This is a genomic window from Billgrantia desiderata (genome assembly GCF_900108215.1).
Classification (GTDB): Bacteria; Pseudomonadota; Gammaproteobacteria; order Pseudomonadales; family Halomonadaceae; genus Halomonas; species Halomonas desiderata.
In genome coordinates this window covers 347,840-373,832 of the sequence record NZ_FNVC01000001.1, presented here as the reverse complement: position 1 = coordinate 373,832, position 25,993 = coordinate 347,840, and the positions used below count along the sequence as shown (strand labels likewise).

The 25,993-nt window shown below is 66.1% G+C and carries 24 protein-coding genes; 19 read left to right on the top strand and 5 right to left on the bottom strand.

Annotation, left to right across the window (positions count from 1 at the left end; all coding sequences use genetic code 11):
* The first annotated feature begins 150 nt into the window (after nt 1–150).
* The 13 genes from C4S71_RS01755 (at nt 151) to C4S71_RS01695 (ending at nt 11,038) form a co-directional block, all read left to right on the top strand.
* Nucleotides 151–423 carry an FmdB family zinc ribbon protein gene (locus C4S71_RS01755; RefSeq protein WP_010628624.1) on the top strand — a complete coding sequence of 91 codons (273 nt, stop codon included), beginning with the start codon at nt 151–153 and terminating at the stop codon, nt 421–423.
* A 46-nt stretch (nt 424–469) separates the two neighbouring features.
* Nucleotides 470–2,248: an aspartate--tRNA ligase gene (aspS, locus tag C4S71_RS01750; protein WP_103967994.1), complete on the top strand. Its 1,779-nt coding sequence runs from the start codon at nt 470–472 to the stop codon at nt 2,246–2,248.
* Between the two features lie 118 nt (nt 2,249–2,366).
* Nucleotides 2,367–2,906: a crossover junction endodeoxyribonuclease RuvC gene (gene ruvC, locus C4S71_RS01745; protein ID WP_086511347.1), complete on the top strand. Its 540-nt coding sequence runs from the start codon at nt 2,367–2,369 to the stop codon at nt 2,904–2,906.
* 136 nt (nt 2,907–3,042) lie between these two features.
* Complete coding sequence (gene ruvA, locus C4S71_RS01740) at nt 3,043–3,657, top strand: Holliday junction branch migration protein RuvA (RefSeq protein ID WP_086511346.1); 615 nt, start codon at nt 3,043–3,045, stop codon at nt 3,655–3,657.
* Between the two features lie 101 nt (nt 3,658–3,758).
* Complete coding sequence (ruvB, locus tag C4S71_RS01735) at nt 3,759–4,796, top strand: Holliday junction branch migration DNA helicase RuvB (protein ID WP_086511375.1); 1,038 nt, start codon at nt 3,759–3,761, stop codon at nt 4,794–4,796.
* Entirely contained in the window at nt 4,793–5,188 is a 396-nt protein-coding gene (ybgC, locus tag C4S71_RS01730; RefSeq protein WP_191223125.1) for a tol-pal system-associated acyl-CoA thioesterase, read from the top strand. The genes ruvB and ybgC overlap by 4 nt, the downstream gene beginning before the upstream one ends.
* A 35-nt stretch (nt 5,189–5,223) precedes the next feature.
* On the top strand, nt 5,224–5,901 hold the full coding sequence (gene tolQ / locus C4S71_RS01725; protein WP_234238905.1) for a protein TolQ: 678 nt from the start codon (nt 5,224–5,226) through the stop codon (nt 5,899–5,901).
* 12 nt (nt 5,902–5,913) lie between these two features.
* On the top strand, nt 5,914–6,351 hold the full coding sequence (gene tolR / locus C4S71_RS01720; RefSeq protein ID WP_086511345.1) for a protein TolR: 438 nt from the start codon (nt 5,914–5,916) through the stop codon (nt 6,349–6,351).
* Between the two features lie 31 nt (nt 6,352–6,382).
* Entirely contained in the window at nt 6,383–7,585 is a 1,203-nt protein-coding gene (tolA, locus tag C4S71_RS01715; protein ID WP_103967993.1) for a cell envelope integrity protein TolA, read from the top strand.
* A complete protein-coding gene (tolB, locus tag C4S71_RS01710) occupies nt 7,585–8,874 on the top strand; it encodes a Tol-Pal system beta propeller repeat protein TolB (RefSeq protein WP_103967992.1) in 1,290 nt (429 codons plus the stop codon). The genes tolA and tolB overlap by 1 nt, the downstream gene beginning before the upstream one ends.
* 37 nt (nt 8,875–8,911) lie before the next feature.
* Nucleotides 8,912–9,445, top strand: a complete 534-nt coding sequence (pal, locus tag C4S71_RS01705) for a peptidoglycan-associated lipoprotein Pal (RefSeq protein ID WP_103967991.1) — start codon at nt 8,912–8,914, stop codon at nt 9,443–9,445.
* Between the two features lie 36 nt (nt 9,446–9,481).
* Nucleotides 9,482–10,252 (top strand): tol-pal system protein YbgF, encoded by a 771-nt coding sequence (gene ybgF, locus C4S71_RS01700; RefSeq protein ID WP_103967990.1) that lies wholly within the window; start codon nt 9,482–9,484, stop codon nt 10,250–10,252.
* A 27-nt stretch (nt 10,253–10,279) separates the two neighbouring features.
* Nucleotides 10,280–11,038, top strand: a complete 759-nt coding sequence (locus tag C4S71_RS01695) for a YciK family oxidoreductase (RefSeq protein WP_103967989.1) — start codon at nt 10,280–10,282, stop codon at nt 11,036–11,038.
* 27 nt (nt 11,039–11,065) lie between these two features.
* Here C4S71_RS01695 and C4S71_RS01690 read toward each other — a convergent pair whose 3' ends face one another.
* Nucleotides 11,066–11,731, bottom strand: coding sequence for an HAD-IA family hydrolase (locus tag C4S71_RS01690; RefSeq protein WP_103967988.1), 666 nt, complete (start codon nt 11,729–11,731; stop codon nt 11,066–11,068).
* The gene (ubiG, locus tag C4S71_RS01685; RefSeq protein WP_086511337.1) at nt 11,728–12,447 is read right to left on the bottom strand and encodes a bifunctional 2-polyprenyl-6-hydroxyphenol methylase/3-demethylubiquinol 3-O-methyltransferase UbiG; all 720 of its coding nucleotides are present in this window, start codon (nt 12,445–12,447) and stop codon (nt 11,728–11,730) included. Before ubiG ends, C4S71_RS01690 begins: the two co-directional genes overlap by 4 nt.
* Before the next feature lie 155 nt (nt 12,448–12,602).
* On the opposite strand from ubiG, the gene galU reads away from it, so the two are divergent.
* The 6 genes from galU to msrA all read left to right on the top strand — a co-directional run bounded on the left by galU (nt 12,603) and on the right by msrA (nt 22,663).
* Nucleotides 12,603–13,493 carry a UTP--glucose-1-phosphate uridylyltransferase GalU gene (gene galU / locus C4S71_RS01680; RefSeq protein ID WP_086511336.1) on the top strand — a complete coding sequence of 297 codons (891 nt, stop codon included), beginning with the start codon at nt 12,603–12,605 and terminating at the stop codon, nt 13,491–13,493.
* Between the two features lie 5 nt (nt 13,494–13,498).
* Nucleotides 13,499–14,791, top strand: coding sequence for a UDP binding domain-containing protein (locus tag C4S71_RS01675; protein ID WP_103967987.1), 1,293 nt, complete (start codon nt 13,499–13,501; stop codon nt 14,789–14,791).
* Between the two features lie 96 nt (nt 14,792–14,887).
* The gene (locus tag C4S71_RS01670; protein ID WP_103967986.1) at nt 14,888–15,826 is read left to right on the top strand and encodes a coiled-coil domain-containing protein; all 939 of its coding nucleotides are present in this window, start codon (nt 14,888–14,890) and stop codon (nt 15,824–15,826) included.
* Nucleotides 15,827–15,890: 64 nt separating this feature from the next.
* Entirely contained in the window at nt 15,891–17,762 is a 1,872-nt protein-coding gene (gene tamA, locus C4S71_RS01665; protein WP_304481820.1) for an autotransporter assembly complex protein TamA, read from the top strand.
* Nucleotides 17,763–17,764: 2 nt separating this feature from the next.
* Nucleotides 17,765–22,015, top strand: a complete 4,251-nt coding sequence (gene tamB / locus C4S71_RS01660; RefSeq protein ID WP_103967984.1) for an autotransporter assembly complex protein TamB — start codon at nt 17,765–17,767, stop codon at nt 22,013–22,015.
* A 33-nt stretch (nt 22,016–22,048) separates the two neighbouring features.
* The gene (gene msrA, locus C4S71_RS01655) at nt 22,049–22,663 is read left to right on the top strand and encodes a peptide-methionine (S)-S-oxide reductase MsrA (RefSeq protein ID WP_086511331.1); all 615 of its coding nucleotides are present in this window, start codon (nt 22,049–22,051) and stop codon (nt 22,661–22,663) included.
* Here msrA and C4S71_RS01650 read toward each other — a convergent pair.
* The 3 genes from C4S71_RS01650 to can all read right to left on the bottom strand — a co-directional run bounded on the left by C4S71_RS01650 (nt 22,644) and on the right by can (nt 25,819).
* Complete coding sequence (locus tag C4S71_RS01650) at nt 22,644–23,684, bottom strand: hydrolase (protein ID WP_103967983.1); 1,041 nt, start codon at nt 23,682–23,684, stop codon at nt 22,644–22,646. The genes msrA and C4S71_RS01650 overlap by 20 nt on opposite strands.
* Before the next feature lie 5 nt (nt 23,685–23,689).
* Complete coding sequence (gene pepQ / locus C4S71_RS01645; protein WP_103967982.1) at nt 23,690–24,997, bottom strand: Xaa-Pro dipeptidase; 1,308 nt, start codon at nt 24,995–24,997, stop codon at nt 23,690–23,692.
* A gap of 165 nt (nt 24,998–25,162) precedes the next feature.
* A complete protein-coding gene (gene can, locus C4S71_RS01640; RefSeq protein WP_103967981.1) occupies nt 25,163–25,819 on the bottom strand; it encodes a carbonate dehydratase in 657 nt (218 codons plus the stop codon).
* Nucleotides 25,820–25,993: the final 174 nt, after the last annotated feature.

The window sequence follows — 25,993 nt, the reverse complement described above, 5'->3', positions numbered from 1 at the left end:
ATTCCTTGTGTTGGTTCGCCGCGGCAGGGCTGGGACACGCCTTGCCAGGCACGTTATACTATCGGGCTTTCACGGCAGGCTTGGAATGTGCACCGCTCGACCCTATATCGCCGTTGGTTGCGCGCTGTCGAATCAGGAGTGAATTGAACCATGCCCATCTATGAATATCAGTGCAAGGCCTGCGGCCATCGTCTGGAGAAGCTCCAGAAGCTCAGCGCCGCCCCTCTGACCGACTGTCCTGCCTGTGAAGCACCGGCGCTTTCCCGCCTGGTTTCCGCGGCGGGCTTCCGGCTGGCCGGCGGCGGCTGGTACGAAACCGACTTCAAGTCCGGCAGCAAGAAGAATCTGGCCGGCGACTCCGCTGGCGGCGGCGGAGAGAGCAAGGAAAGCAAGGCGCCGGCAAAGGACGGCGCCGCGGCCTGACCGCCACCGACCCCTCAATCGATAACGTTACGAAACAGGATACGACATGCGCAGCCATTATTGCGGCCAGCTCAACGAGACCATGGTGGACCAGACGGTCACCCTGTGCGGCTGGGTTCACCGCCGCCGTGACCACGGGGGCGTGATCTTCCTCGATATGCGCGATCGCGACGGCATCGCCCAGGTCGTGGTCGACCCCGATACCGCCGAGGCCTTCGCCACTGCCGACCGTGCTCGCAGCGAGTACGTGCTGCGCATTTCCGGCCGCGTGCGTCTGCGCCCCGAGGGTACCCAGAACCCCAAGATGCCCACCGGCATGATCGAGGTACTGGCCAAGGAGGTCGAAGTGCTGAACACGGCGGCCACGCCGCCGTTCCAGCTTGACGAGCATGGCAAGGTCGGCGAGGAGGTGCGGCTCAAGCACCGCTACATCGACCTGCGCCGCCCGGAGATGATCGAGAAGCTGCGCCTTCGTTCGCGCATCTCGCACCACGTGCGCGCCTTCCTCGAGGGGCAGGGCTTCCTCGACATCGAGACGCCGATCCTGACCCGCGCCACGCCCGAGGGTGCCCGCGACTACCTGGTGCCGAGTCGTACCCATCCGGGCAGCTTCTTTGCCTTGCCGCAGTCGCCGCAGCTGTTCAAGCAGCTGCTGATGGTGGCCGGCTTCGACCGCTACTACCAGATCGCCAAGTGCTTCCGCGACGAGGACCTGCGCGCCGACCGTCAGCCGGAGTTCACCCAGATCGATATCGAGGCCTCCTTCGTCGAGGAGAACGATATCATGGGCGTGACCGAGGCCATGATCCGTGAGCTGTTCCAGGACGTGCTCGACGTGGAGCTGCCCGAGTTCCCGCGCATGAGCTGGGCCGAGGCCATGGACCGTTACGGCTCCGACAAGCCCGACCTGCGCATTCCGCTGACGCTGGTCGACGTCGACGACCTGATGAAGCAGGTCGACTTCCAGGTCTTCTCCGGCCCGGCCAACGCTGCCGACGGCCGCGTCGCGGCGCTCAAGGTGCCGGGTGGGGCCAGCATGTCGCGCAAGGTGATCGACGACTACACCAAGTTCGTCGGTATCTACGGCGCCAAGGGGCTGGCCTGGATCAAGGTCAACGAGCGTGCCAAGGGTCTCGAAGGGCTGCAGTCGCCGATCGTCAAGTTCATGGAGAACGTGATCGAGGAGCTGCTCGATCGAGTGGGCGCGGCAGACGGCGACATCGTCTTCTTCGGCGCCGACAAGGCCAGGATCGTCAACGAGGCGTTGGGTGCGCTGCGGGTCAAGCTGGGCGAGGACCTCAACCTCTACACCCGCCCCTGGGCACCGCTGTGGGTGGTCGACTTCCCGATGTTCGAAGCCGACGACAACGGCCGCCTGAGCCCGCTGCACCATCCGTTCACCTCGCCCTCGTGCAGCCCCGAGGCGCTCAAGGCCAATCCTGCCGCGGCGCTCTCGCGGGCCTACGACATGGTGCTCAACGGCACCGAGCTGGGCGGTGGCTCGATCCGTATCCACGACCAGCAGATGCAGAGCACCGTGTTCGAGATCCTCGGCATCGGCGAGGAGGAAGCCCGCGAGAAGTTCGGCTTCCTGCTCGACGCCCTGCACTATGGTGCGCCGCCCCACGGCGGCCTGGCGTTCGGCCTCGACCGCCTGGTGATGCTGATGGCCGGCTCGCGTACCATTCGTGAAGTGATCGCCTTCCCCAAGACCCAGAGTGCGGCCTGTCTGATGACCGACGCGCCGGGCGAGGTGAGCGGCGACCAGCTGCGCGAACTCAACATTCGTCTGCGCCAGAAGGCCAAGGCGGAAGGGCAGGAGTGAGTACGCCTGCCAGCTGTGCGATGAACGAGACCGGCGCCCCAGTGGCGCCGGTTTCGCGACGCCATCAGGGTGGCCGTGGCACACGTATGGCGACCACCTGCGCGAGGGAGAGGGTGTCGTGCTGATCCTCGGAATCGATCCCGGCTCACGCATCACCGGCTACGGCGTGCTCGACGTCACCACGCCCAAGCCGCGCTACGTCGCCAGTGGCTGTATTCGGTTGCAGGACGTCGAGCTGCCTCAGCGTCTGGCGCGCATCTATACCGGCATCGCCGAGCTGATCGGCGAGTATCGCCCGGGGGAGCTGGCCATCGAGCAGGTGTTCATGGCCAAGAATCCCGATTCCGCGCTGAAGCTGGGTCAGGCACGCGGCGCGGCCATCGTCTGCGCCGCCAATCACGGCCTGGCCGTGCATGAATACGGGCCGCGTCAGATCAAGCAGGCGGTCACCGGCAGCGGGGCGGCGACCAAGACTCAGATCCAGCATATGGTGGTGGCGGTGCTGGGACTCGACGGTACGCCCCAGGCCGATGCCGCCGACGCGCTGGCCATCGCGCTGACCCATGCTCATGCCCGGCTGGGCCTGGTCACGCAGGGCAGTTTCGGCGGCCATCGGGCGCGTCGGCGCGGCAGCTCCTGGCGCGACTTCCAGCCTTGAAAGCGCGTTGACGCTTTCGGCAAAATAATTTTCGAACACCGTTTGTAGCGGGCTGGTCAGCCGCTTGAGCGACCAGTATAGTGGCGCCAGGAAGGCCGTGCGCCTCAGACGTATTCGCATCGGGAAACAATGCCCAATGATAGGACGCTTGCGTGGCACCCTGCTCGAGAAACAACCGCCCTGGCTGGTCGTGGACGTGGCAGGGGTCGGCTATGAGCTGGAGGCTTCGATGACCACGCTGGTGGCGCTGCCCGGGGTGGGAGAAGCGGTGTCGCTCTATACGCACCTCACCGTGCGTGAAGACGCCCACCTGCTGTTCGGCTTCGCCCGTGAGCAGGAGCGCGCGCTGTTTCGCGCCCTGATCAAGGTCAACGGTATCGGCCCCAAGCTGGCCCTGGCGATCCTGTCCGGCATGGACGAGACGGCGTTCATCCGTTGCGTGATGGAGGATGACGTCAAGAGCCTGACGCGCTTGCCCGGTGTCGGCAAGAAGACCGCCGAGCGCCTGGTCATCGAGATGCGCGACCGCTTTCCTCACTGGGAGCAGAGCGCTGCCGTCGACCCGGCGGACATCGCCACGCTGCCCGGCGGTCTGCGGGAGCGTCAGGATCCGCTGGCCGATGCCGAGGCGGCACTGGTCAGCCTGGGCTACAAGCCGACCGAGGCCGCGAAGATGCTGTCCGGGCTGGAAGAGGGCCAGTCGACCGAAGCCCTGATCAAGGCCGCCTTGACCAAGCGGATGGCCGGGTAGGGCGCGCATGGCGGGCCACGACTCGACAGAACTCAACCGTCGTTTGATCGGAGACAGGGACTTTCGTCCTGAATTTTTCATGAGCGCCGCGAGTGTTCGACATGATGCAGAATGATCGCTTGATCGCCGCCGAGGAGCGCGAGGGTGAGAGTCGCGTCGATCACGCGATCCGCCCCAAGACGCTGGCTGAGTACATCGGCCAGCCGCGCGTGCGTGAGCAGCTGGAAATCTTCATCAGCGCCGCTCGCGGGCGTGACGAGAGCCTCGATCACACGCTGGTGTTCGGCCCGCCCGGTCTGGGCAAGACCACGCTCGCCAACATCATCGCCGCCGAGATGGGCGTGGGGTTGAAGTCCACCTCCGGCCCGGTACTGGAGCGTGCCGGCGATCTTGCCGCCATGCTCACCAACCTGCAGCCCGGCGACGTGCTGTTCATCGACGAGATTCACCGCCTATCGCCCGTGGTGGAGGAGATCCTCTATCCCGCGATGGAGGACTTCCAGCTCGATATCGTCATCGGCGAGGGTCCGGCGGCGCGCTCCATCAAGCTCGACCTGCCACCCTTCACCCTGGTGGGCGCCACCACCCGGGCAGGACTGCTCACCTCACCGCTGCGCGACCGCTTCGGCATCGTCCAGCGCCTGGAGTTCTACGACATCGAGGAGCTCACCGAGATCGTCGCTCGCTCGGCCAGGCTGCTTGGCGTCGAGGCGGACCGTGACGGTGCCCGCGAGGTGGCACGCCGCTCGCGAGGCACGCCGCGCATCGCCAATCGCCTGTTGCGCCGGGTGCGCGACTTCGCCCAGGTGCGGGGCAGCGGCCGGGTGGATGCGGCCATCGCCGATCAGGCGCTGAACATGCTGCACGTGGACCATCACGGCCTCGACCACATGGATCGCCGCCTGCTGCTGGCGATGATCGAGAAGTTCGACGGCGGGCCGGTGGGCATCGACTCGCTGGCGGCGGCGATCGGCGAAGAGCGCGACACCATCGAGGACGTGATCGAGCCCTATCTGATCCAGCAGGGGCTGATGATGCGCACCGCTCGGGGCCGGGTGGTGACACGCCAGGCCTGGCAGCACTTCGACCTGGTGCCCCACGAGCAGGCGCAGGATGCGAGCGGTGAGGTGCGTCCGTGAGTGAATTCCGTCTGCCGCTGCGCGTCTACATCGAGGATACCGATGCCGGCGGCATCGTCTACTACGTCAACTACTTCAAGTACATGGAGCGGGCCCGCAGCGAATGGCTGCGTCAGCACGGCTTCACTCAGCGCGAGTTGCTCGACGCCGGCGTGCAGCTGGTCGTGCATCGCCTGGAGTGCCGCTATGCCAAGCCTGCTCGGCTCGACGACGAGCTGTGCGTCACCGCGGCCGTCGCATCGAGCGGGCGCTGTCGGCTGAGTTTCGCTCAGTCGGTACAGCGTGGTGGGGAACCCTTATGCGAAGCGCGTGTCGACATCGCCTGTCTGGATGCCACACGCCTCAAACCCAGACCCTGGCCGCCGGCACTCGCCGCGGTTCTCAATGCCTGAATGCAAGATCAGCGAGGATGCCCGTGAACGACTCTATGTCAATACCCCACCTGATCATGAGCGCCAGCACCGTGGTGCAGCTGGTCATGCTGATCCTGGTGCTTGGCTCGATACTCTCCTGGGTGGTGATTTTCCAGCGTACGTTCGTCATGCGTCGGGCCCGTGCGGCGCATCAGACCTTCGAAGAGCGCTTCTGGTCGGGTGTCGATCTCAACGAGCTCTATCGTGAAACGCCGTCGGAGCAGGAGACCCAGGGCGCCGAGCATGTCTTTCGTGCCGGGTTCCGCGAATTCAACCGGCTGATGGCCAAGACCAAGAGCGCCGATGCCATCCTCGACGGCGTGCAGCGCAGCATGCGTGTGGCCTGGTCGCGGGAAGAGGAGCGTCTCACCCTGCATCTGGTATTTCTTGCCACCGTGGCGTCGGCCAGCCCCTACATCGGCCTGTTCGGCACGGTGTGGGGCATCATGGGCTCGTTCCAGGCGCTCTCCATGGCCCAGCAGGCCACGCTGGCCACCGTCGCGCCGTGGATTGCCGAGGCTCTGATCGCCACCGCCATGGGCCTGTTCGCCGCCATCCCCGCGGTTATCTTCTACAACCGCCTGTCGTCCGAGTCCGACCGGCTGCTGGGCAAGTACGAGGACTTCGCCGAGGAGTTCCACTCCATCCTGCACCGCAATCTGCAGGGCCGCAGCGAAGCCGGCACCGCCTGAGGGAGTCGCGACATGCATGGTCCTTTCAATCGTGGCGGCCGCCGCAAGCCGATGGGGGAGATCAACGTCGTTCCCTTCATCGACGTCATGCTGGTTCTGCTGGTCATCTTCATGATCACGGCACCGATGCTGACTCAGGGCGTTCAGATCGAGCTGCCCCAGGTCACCTCGGAGCCCATCGACTCCCAGGAAGACCGCGACCCCATCATCGTGTCGGTGGATCGCGAGGGGGATTATTACCTGTCGATCGGCGGCGAAGAGATGGCCGTGGATCTGGAGGAGCTCGGCGACCGGGTGCTGATTCTGCTCGAGCGTCAGCCCGGTACGCAGGTCATGGTGCGCGGCGACCGTTTCGTGCCCTACGGCGAGGTCGTGACCCTGATGAGTACGCTGCAGGTGTCGGGTGTGACCAACGTCGGGCTGATTTCCGAGCCGCCGCCGCGTGATTAAGCGCTTCTTGACCAGGACACTAGGAGACGTGATGGCCCGACGTCAGCGCGGCCCTTCGCGCAGCTATGACAAGCCGGTCGGCTATGGCGTGCCCACGCTGCTGGCTATCGGCCTGCACGTGCTGGTCGTGGTGCTGAGCCTGGTCACTCTGCCGCAGCGTCAGCCGGCCGATCCCGAGTCGACGTCGATCGTGCAGGCGACACTGGTCAGCACCGAAACCACCACCGACCAGGCTCAGCGTGCCGAGGAGGCACGAGCGCGTGCCGCGGCGCGGCAGGCGGAAGAAGAGGCTCGCCAGGAAGAAGAGGCGCGCCAGGCTGAGGCCGAGGAGCAGGCGCGCGCCGAAGCCGAGCGTCAGGCGGCCGAAGAGCGTGCCCGCGAAGCCGAGCAGCAGCAGGCGGCACGTGAAGAGGAGGCTCGCCGGCTGCAGGAGGCCCGGCAGGAAGCCGAGGCCGAGGCGCAGCGCCGGGCCGAGGAAGCCGAGCGCCAGGCGAGGCTGCGCGAGGAGCAGGAGGCCGAGCGTCAGCGCCAACAGGAAGCCGAACGCCAGCGCCAGCAGGAGGCACAGCAGCGCGCCGAAGAGGAGGCACGACGCCAGCGGGAAGCCGAGGAACAGCGCCAGCGCGAAGCCGAAGAGCAGCGTCGCCGCGAAGAGGAGGCCCAGCGCCAGCGCGAAGCCGAAGAGCAGCGTCGCCGCGAGGAGGAAGCCCAGCGTCAGCGCGAGGCCGAGGAGCAGCGTCGCCGCGAGGAGGAGGCCCAGCGTCAGCGCGAGGCCGAAGAGCAACGTCGCCGCGAGGAGGAAGCCCGGCGTCAGCGCGAGGCCGAAGAGCAGCGCCGTCGTGAGGAGGAAGCTCGGCGTGCGGCCGAAGCCGCCAGTCAGGGGCTCGATCGCGCCATCGAAGGAGAGTCGGATGCCGTGGCCAACGCCCGGCAGGCCCAGGAGGCCGCCAACAGCTTCATCAACCTGGTGCGCCGTGCCGTGGAGCAGGCGTGGGTGATTCCGCCCGGAGCCGGCGGCGGGCTTGCGGCCACGGTTCAGGTCCAGTTGGGTCCCTCTGGGGAGCTGTTTGGCGCTACCATTACTCAAAGTAGCGGAGATAGCAGTTTCGATCGCTCCGCCTTACAGGCTGTGGAAGCCGCCGCACCCTTTGGCGAACTGCGCCAATTGCCGCCGGCGGCACAACGTGACTTCCGCCAGTTCAATCTGCGTTTCACACCGGGAGATGTACGCTGATGAAAGCCCTGATGACCATCTGGTTGAGCGCCATGCTGTTGCTGTTCAGCTCGCTTGCCCAGGCCAATCTCACCATCGAGATCACACGCGGCAGTGACCGGGCCACTCCCATTGCCATAGTGCCGTTCTCCGCCGACGGCGAAAGCCTGCCCGAGGATGTGGCCCAGATCATCAGTGACAATCTGGAGCGCAGCGGCTATTTCGCGCCGCTGCCGCGCAATGCCATGTACGATCGTCCCACTTCCGGCGACGAAGTGCGCTACGGCCAGTGGCGAGCGCTGGACGTGCGCTATCTGGTGGTGGGCCAGGTCAGCCGTGCAGCCGACGGCTATCGTATCCGCTACGAGCTGATGGACGTCAGCGGTCAGCGCCGCATGCTCGGCGAGAGCGTCAGCGCCGGCAGCAACGAGCTGCGCAGCGGTGCCCACTACGTGAGCGACCAGATCTTCGAGGCCATCACCGGCATTCGCGGTGCGTTCTCGACCCGCATTGCCTACGTCACGGCACAGGGCACCGACCAGGACATGCAGTTCGGTCTCTACGTGGCCGATGCCGACGGGCACAACAGCCAGCAGGTGCTGAACTCGCGTGAGCCGATCCTGTCACCGGTCTGGTCGCCGGATGGCCGCAAGCTGGCCTATGTCTCCTTCGAGACCGAGCGCCCGGCGATCTACGTGCAGGATGTGGGCACCGGGCAGCGCGCCCAGGTGGCGTCGTTCGACGGTATCAACGGCGCACCGGCCTGGTCGCCGGACGGTCGTCGTCTGGCCATGACCCTGTCCAAGGACGGCCAGCCGGACATCTACATCATGGACGTGGGATCGCGCAATCTCGAGCGCATCACCAACAACTCGAGCATCGACACCGAGCCGGCCTGGGCGCCGGACGGTCGCAGCCTGATCTTCACCTCGGACCGCAGCGGCGGCCCGCAGATCTACCGCTACAGCTTCGGCAGCGGCCAGACCGAGCGCTTGACCTTCACCGGCAACTACAACGCCCGTGGGCGGCTGTCGCCGGATGGGGAGGCGCTGTTCCTGATCCACCGCAGCAACAACGGTTTCCAGGTTGCGCGCCAGGATCTCGGTTCCGGCCGTCTTGTCGTGATCAGTGAGACCCGTTCGGACGAGTCGCCTAGTGTTGCGCCCAACGGGACCATGGTAATCTTCGCCACCCAGCAAGGTAACAGCGGGGTGTTGGGGGCCGTTTCGGCCGATGGACGGGCGTCCTACCGGTTGCCTTCGGCGCGTGGTGACGTGCGTGAACCCGCATGGTCACCGTTCTTGAACTAGTGGTACGTGTCATTCGAGTCCTTTGAGGAGTTTGACGATGCAATTCAAGTCACATGCCAGAACTCTGGCAATTGCCCTGTCTCTTGCCCTGATTGCCGGCTGTTCCAGCACCGGTGGCAGCCGTGACGGGTCCATGGATGGCACACGCGCCGATGGCGTCGGTACGGGCACTGCCGGCGCTGGTCAGGTGAGCGGTACCGGTGTCAGCGGCGATCGTGCCGGCCAGCAGGCCGACGGCCGCATCCCCGACGTTCGCACCATCTATTTCGACTTCGACCGTGACACCATTCGTCCCGAGTTCGAATCTGTCCTGGTCGCTCATGCCCGCTACCTGCGCTCCAACGGCAATGCCCGCGTCGTACTGCAGGGCCACACCGACGAGCGCGGCACCCGCGAGTACAACATGGCGCTGGGTGAGCGTCGTGCCAACTCGGTGAAGCGCTTCCTCGAGGTGCAGGGCGTCTCTCCGTCCCAGCTCCAAGTGGTCAGCTACGGTGAAGAGCGTCTGGCGGTACGTGGCAACAGCGAAGATGCTCATGCCCAGAACCGTCGCGTGGTCTTTGCCTACTGAGCGAACTGGCGCCGATCAGCGCCGAGGGAGTGAAGCATGAAACACAGTCTGAAAAGGCTGTGCGGCGCGGGAGCCCTGGTGCTCCCGCTGTCCGTGATGAGCCTTGTCGAAGCGCAGCAGCGCCCGATCGTGGAAGACCGCACCGCGCAGCCCCGTGGGTTCATGGAGCAGGCCGAAGTGCGTGAAGAGCCCGGTGGTAGCCTGGTGCTCTACAACCAGCTGCAGGACCATCAGCGCGAGATCCAGCAGCTGCGCGGCCAGATCGAGGAACTGCGTCACCAGCTCGAACAGCTGCGCAACCAGACCCGACAGCAGTACATGGATCTCGACGAGCGGATCACCGCCGGTAGCGCCGGTATCCAGACCAGCCCCGAGGTCGATCAGGAAGCGGCTCGTCAGGTCGCGCAGACCCCGTCTCCCAGCGGCACCAGTCCCGACGCACAGGCCGCCTATCAGGCCGCCTTCGCCAAGGTGCAGGCGCGCCAGTTCGGCGAGGCCATCCAGGCGTTCGATGCCTTCGTCGTCGACTACCCCGACACCACGCTCACGGCCAACGGCTACTACTGGCTGGGCGAGCTGCACTCGGCGGAGGCCAACCTGGATCAGGCCGAGACGGCATTCCGCACGGTCATCGACGACTACCCGCAGAGCAGCAAGGTGCCGGATGCCCTGTACAAGTTGGGCCTGATCAAGGCGCGCCAGGGTGAACTGGAGGAGAGCCGCGGCCTGCTCGAACGGGTGCGTGACGACTATCCTGACAGTAGTGCCGCCGGCCTTGCCAACGATTTCCTGCGCCAGTCACTGTAACGGACTGGCCCTGCTCAAGGAGTGAAGATGACCTGCAAGTTCGACTACGAGGCGCCCGCCGATCTGCTTCGCGATCGCATCGTTCTGGTGACGGGGGCCGGTGACGGCATCGGTCGCGCCGCTGCGCTGGCCTATGCCCGTCACGGTGCCACGGTGATCCTGCTGGGACGCACCATCGCCAAGCTGGAAAAGGTCTACGACGAGATCGAGGCCGCCGGCGGGCCTCAGCCGGCCATCTTTCCGCTCAATCTCGAAGGCGCCACGCTGAAGGACTACCACGACATGGCCGAGACGCTGGACAAGGAGTTCGGCCGGCTCGATGGCATTCTGCACAACGCGGGCCTGCTCGGTCGCATCACCCCGTTCGAGCAGTACAACCCCGAGCTGTGGGACCAGGTCATGCAGATCAACATCAACGGTCCGGTGTGGATGACCCAGGCTCTGCTGCCGCTGCTGAAGTCCTCACCCGATGCTTCCGTGGTGTTCACGTCATCGAGCGTGGGGCGCAAGGGGCGTGCCTACTGGGGCGCCTATGCCGTCTCCAAGTTCGCCACCGAGGGTTTCATGGAAGTGCTGGCGGATGAGGTCGAGCACCTGGGCACGATTCGGGTCAACACCCTCAACCCGGGGGCGACCCGCACCAAGATGCGCGCCAACGCCTATCCGGGAGAAGACCCGCAGACGCTGCGTACGCCGGAAGAGATCATGCCGACCTATCTGTGGCTGATGGGGCCGGATAGCAAGGGTTATAACGGCCAGCGCTTCGACGCCCAGCCGCCCAGGTAAGCAAATGGCTGCAGCCTGCCTGGTGACTCAGGCAGGCTGAAGCAGTGCCTCCACCAGCGCTTCGCAGGTCTCGAACCAGAGATCGGCCGGCCACTGCCGGTAATCCTCACCCTCCTCGATGTAACCGTAACCCACGGCGACGGCGACCATGCCGGCGGCGCGGGCGGCCTGCATGTCGCGCAGGTGGTCGCCGATGTACCAGCAGCGGGCGGGAGCGACGTCCAGCCGTTCGGCCGCCACCCACAGCGGTTCCGGCGCCGGCTTGCGCTGCGGCAGGTCGTCGGCGCAGAGCAGGGCGCCGGGGGTCAGCCCCAGGCTCTCGATCAGCGGAGCGGCGTAGGCGCGCGGCTTGTTGGTAACGATGCCCCAAGGGCGTTGCTGCGCCTCCCACCTGGCCAGCAGCCGGTCGAGATGGGGGAACAAACAGCTCTCGTCGGCCACTGCCCGGCCGTAGGCATCGAGCAGGAACTGACGCGCTTCGTCATGGCCGTGATGCGTCTTGTCCAGACCCAGCGCCAGGGCGACCAGGGCGCTGCCGCCATTCGATACCTGCGCGCGAATCACCGGGTAGGGCAGCGGTTCCATGCCGTGATGGGCGCGCAAGGCATTCGTCGCCCGCGCCAGGTCGGGGGCGGTATCGACCAGGGTGCCGTCGAGGTCGAACAGCAACGCCTCGGGAGATGGCACCTTCATGCCTGCTCCCGGCGGCAGTGCACCAGATAGTTGACCGACACGTCGCTTGCCGACAGGCGATAGCGCCGCGTCAGGGGATTGTAGACCAGGCCGCTCTGTTCACGGACGCTGAGGCCATGCTCGCGGCACCATCCGGCAAGCTCGGAAGGGCGAATGAACTTGCGGTACTCGTGCGTGCCGCGGGGCAGCATCTGCAGCAGGTATTCGGCAGCGACGATGGCCAGGGCGTAGGCCTTGGGATTGCGGTTAATGGTCGAGAAGAAGAGGTGTCCGCCGGGCTTGACCAGGGTCGCGCAGGCCTGGATCACCGAGCCCGGGTCGGGCACGTGCTCGAGCATCTCCATGCAGGTCACCACGTCATATTCGCCGGGATGTTCGGCGGCCATGGCCTCGGCGCTGGCCTGGCGATATTCCACCTCGACGCCGCTCTCCAGCGCATGCAGGCGGGCCACGCCAAGCGGTGCCTCGCCCATGTCCACACCGGTGACACGAGCGCCGCGATGGGCCATGGCTTCGGCAAGGATGCCGCCACCGCAGCCGACGTCCAGCACCTTGCGCCCGGCCAGGCCGCAGCGGGCATCGATGAAATCCAGACGCAGCGGATTGATGTCATGCAGCGGCTTGAACTCGCTCTGAGGGTCCCACCAGCGGCTGGCCAGAGCCTCGAACTTGGCAATCTCGCCCTGGTCGACGTTGTGGTGGAAACTTGCACTCATGTGATCTCTCCGTGTCAATTGGGCTGGCACCCTGGCAACATTCTTTACCTTCGGTATCATGCGCTATTGTACCCGTAGCTGCCCGGGCTTTCCCATGACGGAATCTAGGACAGGCCCGGGGCAGCTTCTTTCCACCAACCGACAAGGAAGGCACCATGATCCGCAAGGCCGTTCTGCCCGTTGCTGGTTTCGGCACCCGCTGTCTGCCGGCTTCGAAGGCGATCCCCAAGGAGATGATCACCATCGTCGATCGTCCCGTGATCCAGTATGTGGTCGACGAGGCGGTCAAGGCCGGTATCCGCGACATCGTGCTGGTGACCCACGCCAGCAAGAGCGCCATCGAGAACCACTTCGACACCCATTTCGAACTGGAAGCCACCCTCGAGGCCAAGAACAAGCAGGAGCTGCTCGATGAGCTGCGCTCCATCGTCCCCGCCGACGTCAACATCATCAGCGTACGCCAGCACGAGCCGCTGGGCCTCGGCCATGCCGTGCTCTGCGCGCGTCCGGTGATCGGTGACGACGAACCGTTCGCGGTGCTGCTCCCCGACGTGCTGGTGGATGATGATGGTCTGTCTCGCAACGACCTCGCCGGCATGCTCGACGCCTACGAAGCCACCGGACGCTCGCAGTTGATGGTCGAGGATGTGCCATGGGAGAACGTGCACAAGTACGGCATCGTTAGCCCCGAAGGCGAGCCGCCCGCTGCCGGCAAGTCCTGCCCGCTGGCCGGCGTGGTCGAGAAGCCGGCTCGGGAGCAGGCCCCGTCCAACCTGGCCGTTATCGGCCGCTACGTGCTGCCGGGCAGCATCTTTGCGCTGCTGGCCGAGACGCCGCCCGGGGCCGGCGACGAGATCCAGCTCACAGACGCCATCGAGACGCTGCGCCAGCGCGAGGGGGTCGATGCCTGGCGCATGTGCGGCAAGACCTATGACTGCGGGCATCAGCTCGGCTATCTCGAGGCCACGCTGGTCTATGCCCGGCGCCACCCCCGTTTCGGCGAGGGATTCCGCGAACTGCTCGCTCGCTATAGCCAAGCGGGGTAAGTGTCATGCGCGTACAGATACATGGCAGCGAACTGGCGGCGGCTACGGCCGCCGCCGCGCTCTCCTGGGTCGGCCACCAGGTCCGTTGGGTACCGCATGCCTCGATGCGCTGGCCGGCACTGCAGGCCGCCGACTGGCTGCGAAGAGAGCCTGATCTGCTCGAGCGTCTGGAGGAGGGGCTGGAGCAGGGCACCCTGAGCCTGGCCAATGGCGAGGGTTCGAACCCAGGCGAAGCAATCGACATTCTCTGGCTCGCGCTGTCGCCGGAACAGCGTGAGGAGGCTGACGAGCTGGTGGCGGAGGTCGCCGGGAGCCAGCAAGGCGCGCTCATTCTCGTCAACAACTCCACCTTTCCAGTGGGCGAGACCGAACGCCTGGAGACACGCCTCGGTGGCAACGGCCGGCGCGCCGTCGCCCTGGTCGACATGATCGAGGAGGGGCGCGCCTGGGCCAGCTTCACCCGTCCCGGTCGCTGGCTGCTGGGCTGCGACGACGAGCATGCCGAGGCGCAGGTCCGCGAGCTGTTGAGAGCGTTCAATCGACGGCGTGACGTGATGCAGCTCATGCCGCGGCGTGCCGCGGAGCTGACCAAGCTGGCGACGATCGGCATGCTGGCGACCCGTATCAGCTACATGAACGAGATTGCCGGCCTGGCCGACAGCCTGGGGGTCGACGTGGAGTACGTGCGCCAGGGGATGGGCGCGGACTCCCGTATCGGGTACGAATACCTCTACCCAGGCTGCGGCTTCGGCGGGCCGCATTTCTCCCGCGATCTGATGCGTCTGGCCGATGTTCAGGAGGCCAGCGGGCGTCAATCCGCGCTGCTCGAACAGGTCCTGGACATCAACGAGCAGAAGAAGGAGACCCTGTTTCGCAAGCTGTGGACCCATTTCCACGGCCAGCTCGAAGGGCGCACCGTGGCGATCTGGGGCGCCGCTTTCAAGCCCGGCTCGGCGCGTATCGACCACGCACCAGTGCTGACCCTGCTGCGGGCGCTGTGGGCCCAGGGGGTGCGAGTGCAGCTGCACGATCCGGCAGCCGTGCCGGCGCTGCGCGCCGAGGTGGGAGATCATCCTCTGCTCAGCCTGTTCGACGGCGACCTTTACGCCGCCTGCGAGAATGCCGACGCGCTGATGCTGGTCACCGAGTGGAAGCACTACTGGAACCCCGACTGGTCGCGGCTGGCCGGTTTGCTCAACGAGAAGCTGCTGCTGGACGGACGCAACATCTACGACCCCGCCCATGTGGCCAGCTGGGGGCTGGTCTATCGCGGTATCGGTCGGCGTGCCGAACCCTGAGAGAGCTCGACGCGTTGAGGTGGCAGTGTGCGCGCAGGCGTGCAACCTGCTTACAATGGTGAGGCGCCTGCCGCACCTGCCCACAAGGAGTTCGACATGCCCGAAGCGCGTCCTTCCGAGCGACGTCCCATCGTGCCCGATCCCGATAACAGCCTGACGAGGCCGCGCCGCCCGATGGCGCCCCAGCCTCGCCTGTGGCCGCTGAAGTTTGCCGTGCTGCTGCTGCTGGTCATGCTGGTTGGGGTGAGCTGGCTGGGATGGCAGGAGCGGGAGCGCATGAATGCGCAGATGCAACAGATCAGCGCCGAGATGTCCAACGTCCATGCCCGGTTCGATGCCGAGGAGGGCCGCGGTGAACGGTTCGAGCGTCTCGAGTCGCGACTCTCCGCCGTCATGGATCATGCCGAATCCCTGGTGGCCCGCATGGCCAGCCTGGAAGTCGACGTACAGCAGGTCGGCGAGCGGGACGGCTCGCGATTCGCAGCCATCGACGAACGCATCGACGACCTTGCTCTACTGGTCGATGAACTTTCCGGCAACGTCGAGCGGATAGTCACCGAGGCCGAAGACCGCGAGGCGCTGCTCGGCGCCGTTCGCTCATCGCTGAACGCCCTCGAGCGGGCAGGTGAAGAGGGGCGCGAGGTCTTGGCGGCCAGAATCGATGCGCTGGCCGAAGATGATCAAAGTGTTGTACAACATATAGAAGAGCTGCAGAGCGCTCAGGAAGCGCTGGCAGAAGAGCAGGAGAGCGTGAGAGCATCGCTCGATGAGCGGCTCGAAGCCCTGGACGAACATGTCCAGCAGCTCGTCGAGCAGCAGCTTGCCGCCCTGGAGGAAACGTTCCTGGCTCGGGAAGCAGCGCTGGAGGAACGGCTCGAGACGTTGGCCGGCGACATCGAGGCGGCCGCCGACGCCGACGACGCCACCCAGGCCGTCGAAGAGCTGCGCGCCAGGCTGGCAGGCATCGATACGGAACTGCGCGAGCTGCGCCAGGAGCAGCTGTCGCTGAGCGCCGGGCTGGAGGCCCTACGGTAGGATCGCCGGGGCCAGGGCAGGCCGGCAGCAGTCAAGACGGGAAGCCGTGAATATGGGAAGAGGCGTGATTTCACGCATGGGGGCGGCGGCCCTGTGTCTTGGCATGGCGCATGGAGCGCTGGCACTCGAGGCACGAATCGATGGGGTGACGGATCCGGTTGCGGAGAATATCCGTCACTATCTCAGCGAACTGGAGGCCGCCCAGTACGACCGTCGTCGCCTCGAAGGCGTGGTGATGCGTCGTACCCGCGAGGCCATGCGCGTCTACGGCTACTACGAGCCGCGCATAAGTCCACGGCTCGATCAGCAGGAGCCGCCGCGTTACGTCGAACTGGCCATCGATCCCGGTCCGCAGGTGATCGTGCAGGTGCTCGAAGTCAGCATTGAGGGTGACGCCGCCCGCGACGAGCCCTTTCGTGACACCGTGGACGAATTGCCCCTCCAGGTGGGTGATCCGCTGGAGCATGCGCCCTGGGATCGCATGCGCAACCGCTTGGCCAACCTCGCCCTGGAACGGGGCTACTTCGACTGGTCCTTCACCGACCGCCGCATGGAAGTGCGGCCCTTCGACGAAAGCGCCAGGCTCTACCTCACGCTCGACAGCGGCCGACGCTACACCTTCGGCAACATCACCATTCGCGGCCACCATATCGTCGAAGATCGCTTGCGCAACATCGCGCCCTTCGAGCCCGGCCAGCCCTATCTTGCCGGTCAGGTGGCGCTGTATGCCCAGCGGCTCGGGCAGACCAACTGGTTCAGCTCCGTCAGCGTACGGCCAAGGCTCGATGCCCGCCGCGAGCTTGCCCTGGCCCCGCCAACCGTAGGTTGGTGGAATGCCGTGGCGACCGAGGGCGAGGCCGCACTGCCGCAGGTGCCTTCGACGCGCACCGCACTGGCGACCGGCCCCCGGCTCTCCGCCTCGGCGTTGGCTGCCGTTGCGCGGCTGCACGCACCGGAGCAGCCCAGCATGCCGATCGATGTATCCCTGGCCCCGGCCGATCGTCACCAATTCGAAACCGGCATCGGCTATGCCACCGATGTGGGGCCGCGCCTGAGCTTCGGTTGGAATCAGCCGTGGATCAACCGCTTTGGGCACAGCCTCGAGCACGACCTGTTCGTCTCGCAGCCGGAGCAGCAGTTCACCGGTACCTATCTGCTGCCGCTCGACGACCCGCTGCGCGATCAGTATCGCTTCCAGTACGGCCTGCGTCACCGCGACAACCAGGACACCCGTACCAACGAGGTCACCCTGGAAGCGGCACGACGCTGGGAGTTCGACAACCGCTGGGTGCAGACGCTGTTCGTGCGTGCCACCTACGAAGACTTCACCCAGGGGGGCGAGGCGGAAAGCGTCTTCATCTACTACCCGGGGGTGAGTTGGTCGCGCACCCGCACGCGCGATCCCCGCTTTCCCACCTGGGGTGATCGTCAGCGCATCACCTTCGAGTATTCGGACAGCGTGTGGGGCTCCGATGCGGACTTCCTGCGGATGACGGGCAATACCGAATGGATCCGCATGCTGGGCGAGAACCTGCGTTTCGTCACCCGACTCGGCGTGGGGGCCATCGAAACCGATGACTTCTCCCAGGTGCCGCCCTCGCTGCGCTTCTTTGCCGGAGGCGACCGTTCGGTAAGGGGTTACGGCTTCGAGACCCTGGCACCACGCAACGAAGAGGGTCTGATACGCGGCGGTCAGCAGATGCTGGTCGGCAGTGCCGAGCTGCAGCGGCGTGTCACCGGCAACTGGTGGGGAGCCGCCTTCGTCGACAGCGGCGATGCCTTCGACGACTGGTGGCCGGAAACGCTGAATACCGGTGCCGGCCTCGGCGTCAGGTGGATTTCCCCCGTCGGGCCGGTACGTTTCGATATCGCTCACCCCTTCGATGACGAGGAGAACTCGTGGCGTCTGCACTTCGCCATCGGCCCGGAATTCTGAGAATGCGTCTATTGCTGTGGTCGTTGCTCCGTCTGCTGATCGTGCTGCCGTTGATGGCCATCGGCATACTCTTCCTCGTGCTGGGTCTGGCTCTGTCGCCATGGGGGGCCGGCTTGCTGCTCGAAGAAGGGGCCAAACGCGGTTTCTACCAGTTGGAGCGTGTCGAAGGGGCGCCGCTGGATCGTCTCGTGCTGCATGGGTTTCAGATCGAGGCGGGGCCTGCCGACATCGCCGCCGAACGGCTCGAGCTCATCTGGGCGGACGACTGCCTGCTGCGGGGGCGCCTGTGTGTCGAGCGCCTGGTCATGCAGGGTGGGCGGGTCGCGTTGCGGCCAGGGCAGCCAGAGGAGCCGGCCGCGGCACCTGCGCCGGACGAGACCGGGGCGAGCGATCCGATCCGTTTGCCGTTCCCCATGGAGGTACGCGAACTGGTGCTGGTGGATACCAGGGTGAGTCTGGCCGACGGCACGCATGTCGCACTCGCTCAGTTGAACACCGCCGCCATGGCCGAGAACTCAGGACTGCAACTCGGTGCTTCACGAGCCGAAGGCCTGAACGTGACGCTGCCTGCCAATGCCGAAGCCAATGTCGAAGCCAATGCCAATGCCGAAGCCGTGGTGGAAAGGGCGGATGAGGTGGCCGCGGAGACGGCGCAGCCGCCGTTCCGCTTTCCGCTCGACATCTCGGCGCCTGAGCTGGTCATTGAAGACGTCGCGCTGCGGCTGGGCGACGGTACCCAAGTTGGCTGGAACAGACTGCATACCGGCATCGAGGCCGAGGGCGAACGGCTGACGCTGCTGCCCACACGCCTCGAGCGGCTGCAGGTCAGCCTGCCAGCGGGCGGGGCCGAGCAACTGGCGCTGGAGGCGCCGGCAGGCACGCCGGCGTTGAGCGCTCAGGCACTGGCCGCCGCCGAGACCGTTGGTTCGGCACCGGTGCCGACCGAGGCAGGTGAGCCCGAAGTGCCACTGGCGCAGCGCGAGCGCATTGTGCTGCCGGAAATCGTCCTGCCCTTGACGATAGCGGCACCGCGCATCCATCTCGATGGCGTCGAGCTGCGGGGGCCGCTCGATTATGACCTGCGCCATCTCACCCTGGCCTTCGAGGCCAGCGGCCAGGTGGTCGAGATCGTCGCTCTGGAAGCCGCCAGCCTGGACGCCGACGTCAGACTCGGTGCGCGCGTCGAATTGCGTGACGATTACCCGCTCCAGGCGCGGCTGGAGGCCGCGCTGTGGCTGCCGGAGCTGATGCCCGAATTGGCCGGGCAGCGGCTCGACCTCAGGCTCGACGGCACGCTGGCCGAGCTCGACGCCGAACTCGTGGCGCGCGGCCCGGTGAGCACGCGGCTGACCGCTCAGGCCGATGTGCTCGACCCGGAAGTGCCTTTCTCCGCCAGGATGAGCAGCGAATTCCTGCAGTGGCCGCTGCCGATGGCGGCCGCCTTCGCCGAAGAGGATGAAGCGCTCGACGATCCCTATGTGATCGAGGATCTCGACCTGCGTCTATCGGGCACTCTCGAGCAGTACAGCGCGGCACTCTCGGCGCGGGTCGAGGGGCCGGAGGTGCCGCTGACCCGGATTGCCCTGACCGGTAGCGGCGACCTGGAACACTTCGCCTGGACCCCGCTGTCCCTGAGCCTGGGCAATGCTTCGGTGGTCAGCCGCGGAAGCATCGAATGGCATGACGGCCTGGTGCTCGATGCCACCGTGCGCCTCGACAACCTCGACCCCGGGCAGTTCACCGATGCCATGCAGGGGCGCCTCAGCGGCAATATGGACCTCGCCTTCCGCCAGACCGAAGCGGGCTGGCAGCTGCGCGTGCCGCGGCTGGCCATCGACGGTCAGCTGCAGGAACTGCCGCTGTCGCTGCGGGCACGTCTGGCCGGGGACAGTGACATGCGCTGGCAGGTACAGGAGTTCGATTTCCGCCAGGGGCAGAACCGTATCACCGTTGCCGGCGCGATCACCGAGCAGCGCATGGACCTCAGCGGCGACATCTCGCTGACCGAGCTTGACAGCCTGCACGACGATCTCAGCGGCAGCCTGACCGGACGCTTCCGCACCGCCGGCACGCTGAGCAGCCCGCGCCTGGAGATCGACCTGCGGGGCCAGACGCTGGCGTTTGCCGAGAATCGCCTCGAGGCGCTGCAGCTCACTGCCAGCGTTCAGGGGCTGGACGACCCGAGCCTCGATGGCAATCTCGCCATCGAGCGGCTCAACGCGGGTGGCCAGCGTTTCAGTGAGTTGTCGCTGGCCTTGTCCGGGCGGCTGTCGTCCCATCGCGCCGAGTTGACGGCGCTTGCCGGGCGAGGCATGCCGCTGTCGCGGGCGTCGCTCGTGCTCGAGGGCGGGCTCTCCACTGAGCGCCAGCGCTATAGCGGTCGCATCGATCCGCTGGAGGTCGATACCGATTACGGCGAGATGCGCCTAGACGACCCCGTGGCCTTCTCAGTGGACCTGGCGACGGCCCGCGCCCAGGTGCAGCCGTTCTGCCTGCGTCGAGAGCAGGGCGGACGCCTGTGCCTGGAGGACACGCTGCAGGCCGGCGCCGATCAAGGCCAGGTAAGCCTGGCCGTGCGCGGGCTGCCCATGAGCATGTTCAACGAGTGGCTGCCGGAGGACTGGCGTGCCAGCGGCGAGACCGACCTGCAGCTGCGGGCGCGCTGGCGGCAGGGCGGTCGCCAGTGGAGCGCCGAGGCGGATCTGGACAGCCAGCTCGATCTGGAAGGGGTGGATATCTATGGCCAGCCCTGGTCGATGCCCGCCACCCGCCTCGCCGTGCGGCTGGATGCCACCCAGGCGCGTATGGCACTCGATCTCGAGCTCGGCCTTGGCGATGCCGGGAGGCTGGCACTCGATCTCGACCTGAATGACCCGCTGGGCAGCGGTGAGCTTGCCGGTAGCCTCGTCGTCGACGCTCTCGACCTGTCTCGCTACCGGACGCTGGCGGCCGGACTCGACATGCTGGAAGGTACCCTGGCCGGTCGGGTCGGGATCTCCGGCAGCCGCGACAACCCGAGCCTGGATGGTGCGCTGGAGTTGATGGGACTGCGGGCATCGGGGCTCGATGTGCCGCTGATCGTCGAGGACGGACGCATTCGCATCGAGTTCAACGGCGACAGTGCACGCCTGATGGGCTATGTGGCCAGCGACGACGGGCGCCTGGTGATCGACGGCAACGCCAGTTGGCCCTCGCTCGACGAGTGGCGCATCGCCGTGGAGCTGGACGGTACCCGCCGTCCGCTGCTGGTGAGCCTGCCGCAGTTCGGCCGTCTGCGCGTCGCCCCCGAGATTGCCGTCAGGGTGACCCCGCAGGCGCTGCGCGTGCGGGGTAACGTTGGGGTGCCCTGGGCGCGACTGGAGGTGGGCGAGGCGCCGCCGGCGGCCGTCAGCCCCAGTCCCGACGAGGTCATCATCACCCGGCGCGACGAGGCACGGGCCCAGCGGCGTGAGGAACTGGAGCCGGCCGCCGGTGGTGACGAAGCCGCCGCCGTGGCGCTGCGCGAGGCGGGCATGCAGCTGGACGTGCGTATCGAGTTGCACCTGGGGCCGGACATGACGCTCGCCGCGTCGGGGCTGGAAACCGGTTTGGCCGGCACCCTGCAGGTGCGCCAGCAGGATGGCCCGGTGCAGCTGTTCGGCGAGGTCAACCTCGTCGACGGTCGTTTCCGCGCCTTCGGCCAGGATCTGCTGATTCGCCAAGGGCAGTTGCTGTTCAGCGGACCGCCGGAACAGCCGCTGCTCGACTTCGAAGCCATACGTAACCCCGACATCACCGAGGATGGCGTCATTGCCGGGCTGCGTGTGACCGGCTTCGCCGCTGAGCCGAGTCTGGCCATCTTCTCCGAGCCGGCCATGGATGAGGCGCGGGCGCTTTCGTACCTGCTGCGCGGCCGGGCGCCGCGGGATGGTGACGCGGACGGTGCGCTGACCTCGGCGCTGGTGGGCCTGGCCTTGGGGCAGACGGGCGGGGTGGTCGGTGCCATCGGTCAGGCATTCGGCATCGACGATCTGGCCCTGGAGACGACCGGTGTCGGCGACGACAGCCAGGTGGTCGTGAGCGGCTACCTGACAGAAGATCTGCGCGTCAGCTATGGTGTCGGTATCTTCTCGCCGATCGCGGAGCTTACGCTGCGCTATACCCTGTGGCGCAATCTCTACGTGCAGGCCGTTTCCGGGGCTGCCCAGGCCGTCGATCTGGTTTACATCTTCTCCAGGCCCGGCCGGCCGCCACGACTCGAGCCCGCTCCGTGATCGCTCTCAACGTGTTGCTGCGAGGATAACGTCATGAACATCGATCCTACACATGCGCTTCCGGGGCGCGACACGCCGGTGCAGATATCCGGCGTGCATGCCGTCAGCGGCCGCTCCATGCTGCCGCCGTTTCCCGAGGGGCATGAGCAGATCGTGCTGGGGCTTGGCTGTTTCTGGGGCGCCGAGCGTCTGTTCTGGCAGCTACCGGGGGTGTATGTGACGGCGGTGGGGTATGCCGGAGGCGTGACTCCCAACCCCACCTACGAAGAGACCTGTACCGGGAGGACCGGTCACACCGAAGTGGTGCGGGTGGTGTTCGATCCCCGAGAGGTGGATCTCGAGACGCTGCTGAAGGTGTTCTGGGAGGCCCACGATCCGACCCAGGGCATGCGCCAGGGCAACGACATCGGCAGCCAGTACCGCTCGGCGATCTACACCACCAGCGATGCCCAACTGGCGGCCGCCAGGCGCAGTCGTGACGTCTATCAGTATTCGTTGGCTCAGGCGGGCCGCGGCCAGATTACCACCGAGATCGCCTCCCTCGAGGTCTTCTATCCGGCCGAGGAATACCATCAGCAGTATCTGCACAAGAACCCGGGCGGCTACTGCGGGCTGAAGGGAACCGGGGTCAGCTGTCCGATCGGCTGAGCCGGTGATCGGCGATGGAGCGCCAGGCGTCGCCGAGGCTGGCCCAGCCTTCCAGCTCGCGCGCCAGGCGACGGGCCAGCCAGGGCGAGAGACGCTTGTTGCGCCACTCCATGAAGCCGACGTGTCCGCCATGATGGGTGATTTCCAGATGCACCGCCGCGGAAGGCTGGGGCAGACGCTGGAACAGCCCGGCCGGCATGAAGGGGTCGTCATCGGCATGCAGGATCAAGGTCGGTAGCTCGATGTCGCCCAGCAGCCTTCCGGCCGAAGCGCGGCGATAATAATCATCGGCTCCCTTGAAGCCGTGCAGCGGGGCGGTCACGGCATCGTCGTATCCACGCAGGCTGTCGATGCGCTCGAGTGCCTCGCCGTTCAGCGTCAGCGGCAGTTCGCCGCGTACCAGCCTTGGCGCCACCTTGCGTTTCAGGGCCCTGAGCAGATGGCGCTCATATATCCGGGAGAATCCCTGATGCAGGGTGTCGGCGCTGGCGGCCAGGTCGAGCGGGGCGCTGATGATGATGGCACCGGCCAGATCGAGGCCGCTGCCGCCCTGTTCCGCCACCAGCTTGAGCAACATGTTGCCGCCCAGCGAGACCCCGGTGGCTACCTTCAAGGCGCCGGGATAACGTCGCGACAGCTCGGCGATCAGCCAATAGGCATCGGCGGTGTCGCCGCTGTGGTAGGCACGCGGCAGGCGGTTCGGCTGGCTGCCGCAGCCGCGAAAGTGCATCAGTACGGCGCGCCACCCCATGCGGCTGGCCGTGGCCAGCAACCAGCGCGCATAGGGGGAGTGAAACGAGCCCTCCAGGCCATGAAACAGCACCAGGATCGGTGCCGTGCTGCTGGTGGGGATCGGCCGGATCCAGTTGAGCTCGACGAAGTCGCCGTCGGGGAGTTCGAACTGCTCGACGTCGCGAGCGATTCGCGGGCGTGGCAGGCAGCGGGGCAACAGTGTCTGAACGTGCGGATTGCTCAATCCGCGCGGCGGAGCAAAGTCGGCCTCTTGCTGCCGTTCACACATATCGTTCACTCGTGTTCCATGGTCAGGTTGCGCACCGAATGCGTGGCGATGGCCACGTTGTCTTCGATGCGAATGCCGCCATGAGGCAGCAGACGTTCGACCAGCGACCAGTTCACGTCGCTTCCCGCAGGGCTTGCCTGCAACGGTCCGAGCAGCATGGGAATGAAGTAGAGCCCGGGTTCTATGGTGACCGTCATTCCTGGTTCCAGTTCCCGGGTCAGGCGCAGCGCCGGGTGCTCGGGCGGCGGTGGCAGGGGTATGCCCTCCCGGCTCGTGCGTCCGGCCACGTCATGTACCTGCACGCCCAGCAGGTGGCCCAGGCCGTGAGGGCAGAAGGCGCGGGTGATCCCGCCTTCGACCGCGGCCTCGGCCGAACCGGCGACCAGTTCGCTCTCGACCAGCAGTGCTGCGAGCAGGCGATGCATGCGCTCGTGCAGGGCGACGAAATCGACGCCGGGGGCCAGCGCCGCCACCAGTTGCTGCTTGATGTCGTGCATGCGCGTTACCAGCGCGGCGAAGGCGGGGTCGGCGTCCGGCCCCGGCCAGCTGCGGGTGATGTCCGCGCAGTAGCCGCGATAGCGGTATCCGGCATCGACCAGCAGGCTGTGACGCGACGCGGGCGCCTCGCTGTCGTAATGCTGATAGTGCAGTACCGCGCCATGAGCGCCGAGACCGACGATGTTGCCGTAGGGTACGTCGCTTTCCCGCTGCCGCGATGCCTTGAGGTAGGCCAGCTGAATGTCGAGTTCGCTCTCGCCGGCCAGAAACGCCGCTCTGGCAGCCTGGTGGCCGCGCAGCGCCATCCGGTTGGCCTCGCTCAGACAGGCGATTTCGTATTCACTCTTGCGCACCCGGCCTTCATCCAGGGCGGTCAGCAGAGCGGGAGGATTGCACTCGGCGCCAAGGGCACGGGCCGTTGCTTCGGCGACGTCGCCGATCACGGCAAGGCGGCTCGCGTTTACCGCCGGCGGTGTCTCGAAGCGACCGCTGATCACCTCGAGGTAGTCGGTCCAGCCCTCGTCGGGAAGGCTTGGCGGCAGGTGCCAGAAGTCGTCCGGTGCATGGACGAAGCAGGTCGTGTGCTGGCCCGGCTGCACCAGCAGCCAGCTGTGGGCCAGGCCGGCCTGACCGGTCCAGTGCTGGAAATGGCCGTAGCTGCAGAAGTTGGCGTGTTGGTCGTCGCCGAAGTGCAGGGCAGGGCGGCCGCTGAAGATCAGTACGCCGTCGTAACCAAGGGCGCTCATGGCGTCGGCATAGCGACGTTCCAGGGCCTCGAGATGTGCCATCTGAAGGTGAGCAAGAGCGTCGGGCATGTCAGATTCCGGCTGGTTGGGACGTCGGTGGCTGGGACTTCGATGAAAGTGTGTTGGAGCTTCGATGAAAGTGTAAGGCTTGGTATGGGCGGTTTCGAGCCGGTCGAATGAAATTGGCCGAAACCCCGGTTTCCCGTGTAGATCAGCGTTAAGTCCGACAGGCTGCTAGCAACTGTCAGATGCTGCCTGAAGGCGGTCGATGCGATAGAGCGTAGCCACCTGATCCAGCCCTTCGACGGTGCAACCGAGATCGGCGATGCGACCATCGCCCAGGCCGTAGATCCAGCCGTGAATCGAGAGCTCCTGGCCGCGCTGCCAGGCGAGCTGAACGATCTTGGTACGACACAGGTTGTTCACTTGCGCCTGCACGTTGAGCTCGCAGAGGCGATCGACCTGCTGATCCAGCGGCAAGTGGGCTAGTGAAGGGCGGTGTTGGCTATACAGCTCGCGCACCGAATGCAGCCAGTAATCCACCATGCCGCAATCGCCCCCCGTGACTGCCGCGCGCACGCCGCCGCAGCCGTAGTGGCCGACCACCATGATATGCCTGACCTGGAGGACGTCGACGGCATACTGCACCACGGAGAGGGCGTTCATGTCGTTGTGATGCAGCAGGTTGGCGACGTTGCGATGGACGAAGACCTCACCCGGTGGCAGCGAGACGATCTGATTGGCCGGTACCCGGCTGTCGGAGCAGCCGATCCAGAGGTAATTCGGATTTTGCTGACGGGAAAGGCGGGTGAAATACTCCGCATCTTCCTGACACATCCGCTCTGCCCAGCGCCGGTTGTTTTCCAGCAGGCAGTCGATTTCCTGGTTCATGGCAGAGTCCATCCGAAGGTCAGAGAGTAGGGGAGGGCACCTTTTACCGCCATGCCCCGAGTCGGTCAACCAAGAGCCACACCCTGGCAGAGCTCTACATGGGGCACCGCTCTACATGGTTACACCTGCACTGTTATCATCTGCCGAACGGACCGGGTATGCCACCTGACCCGG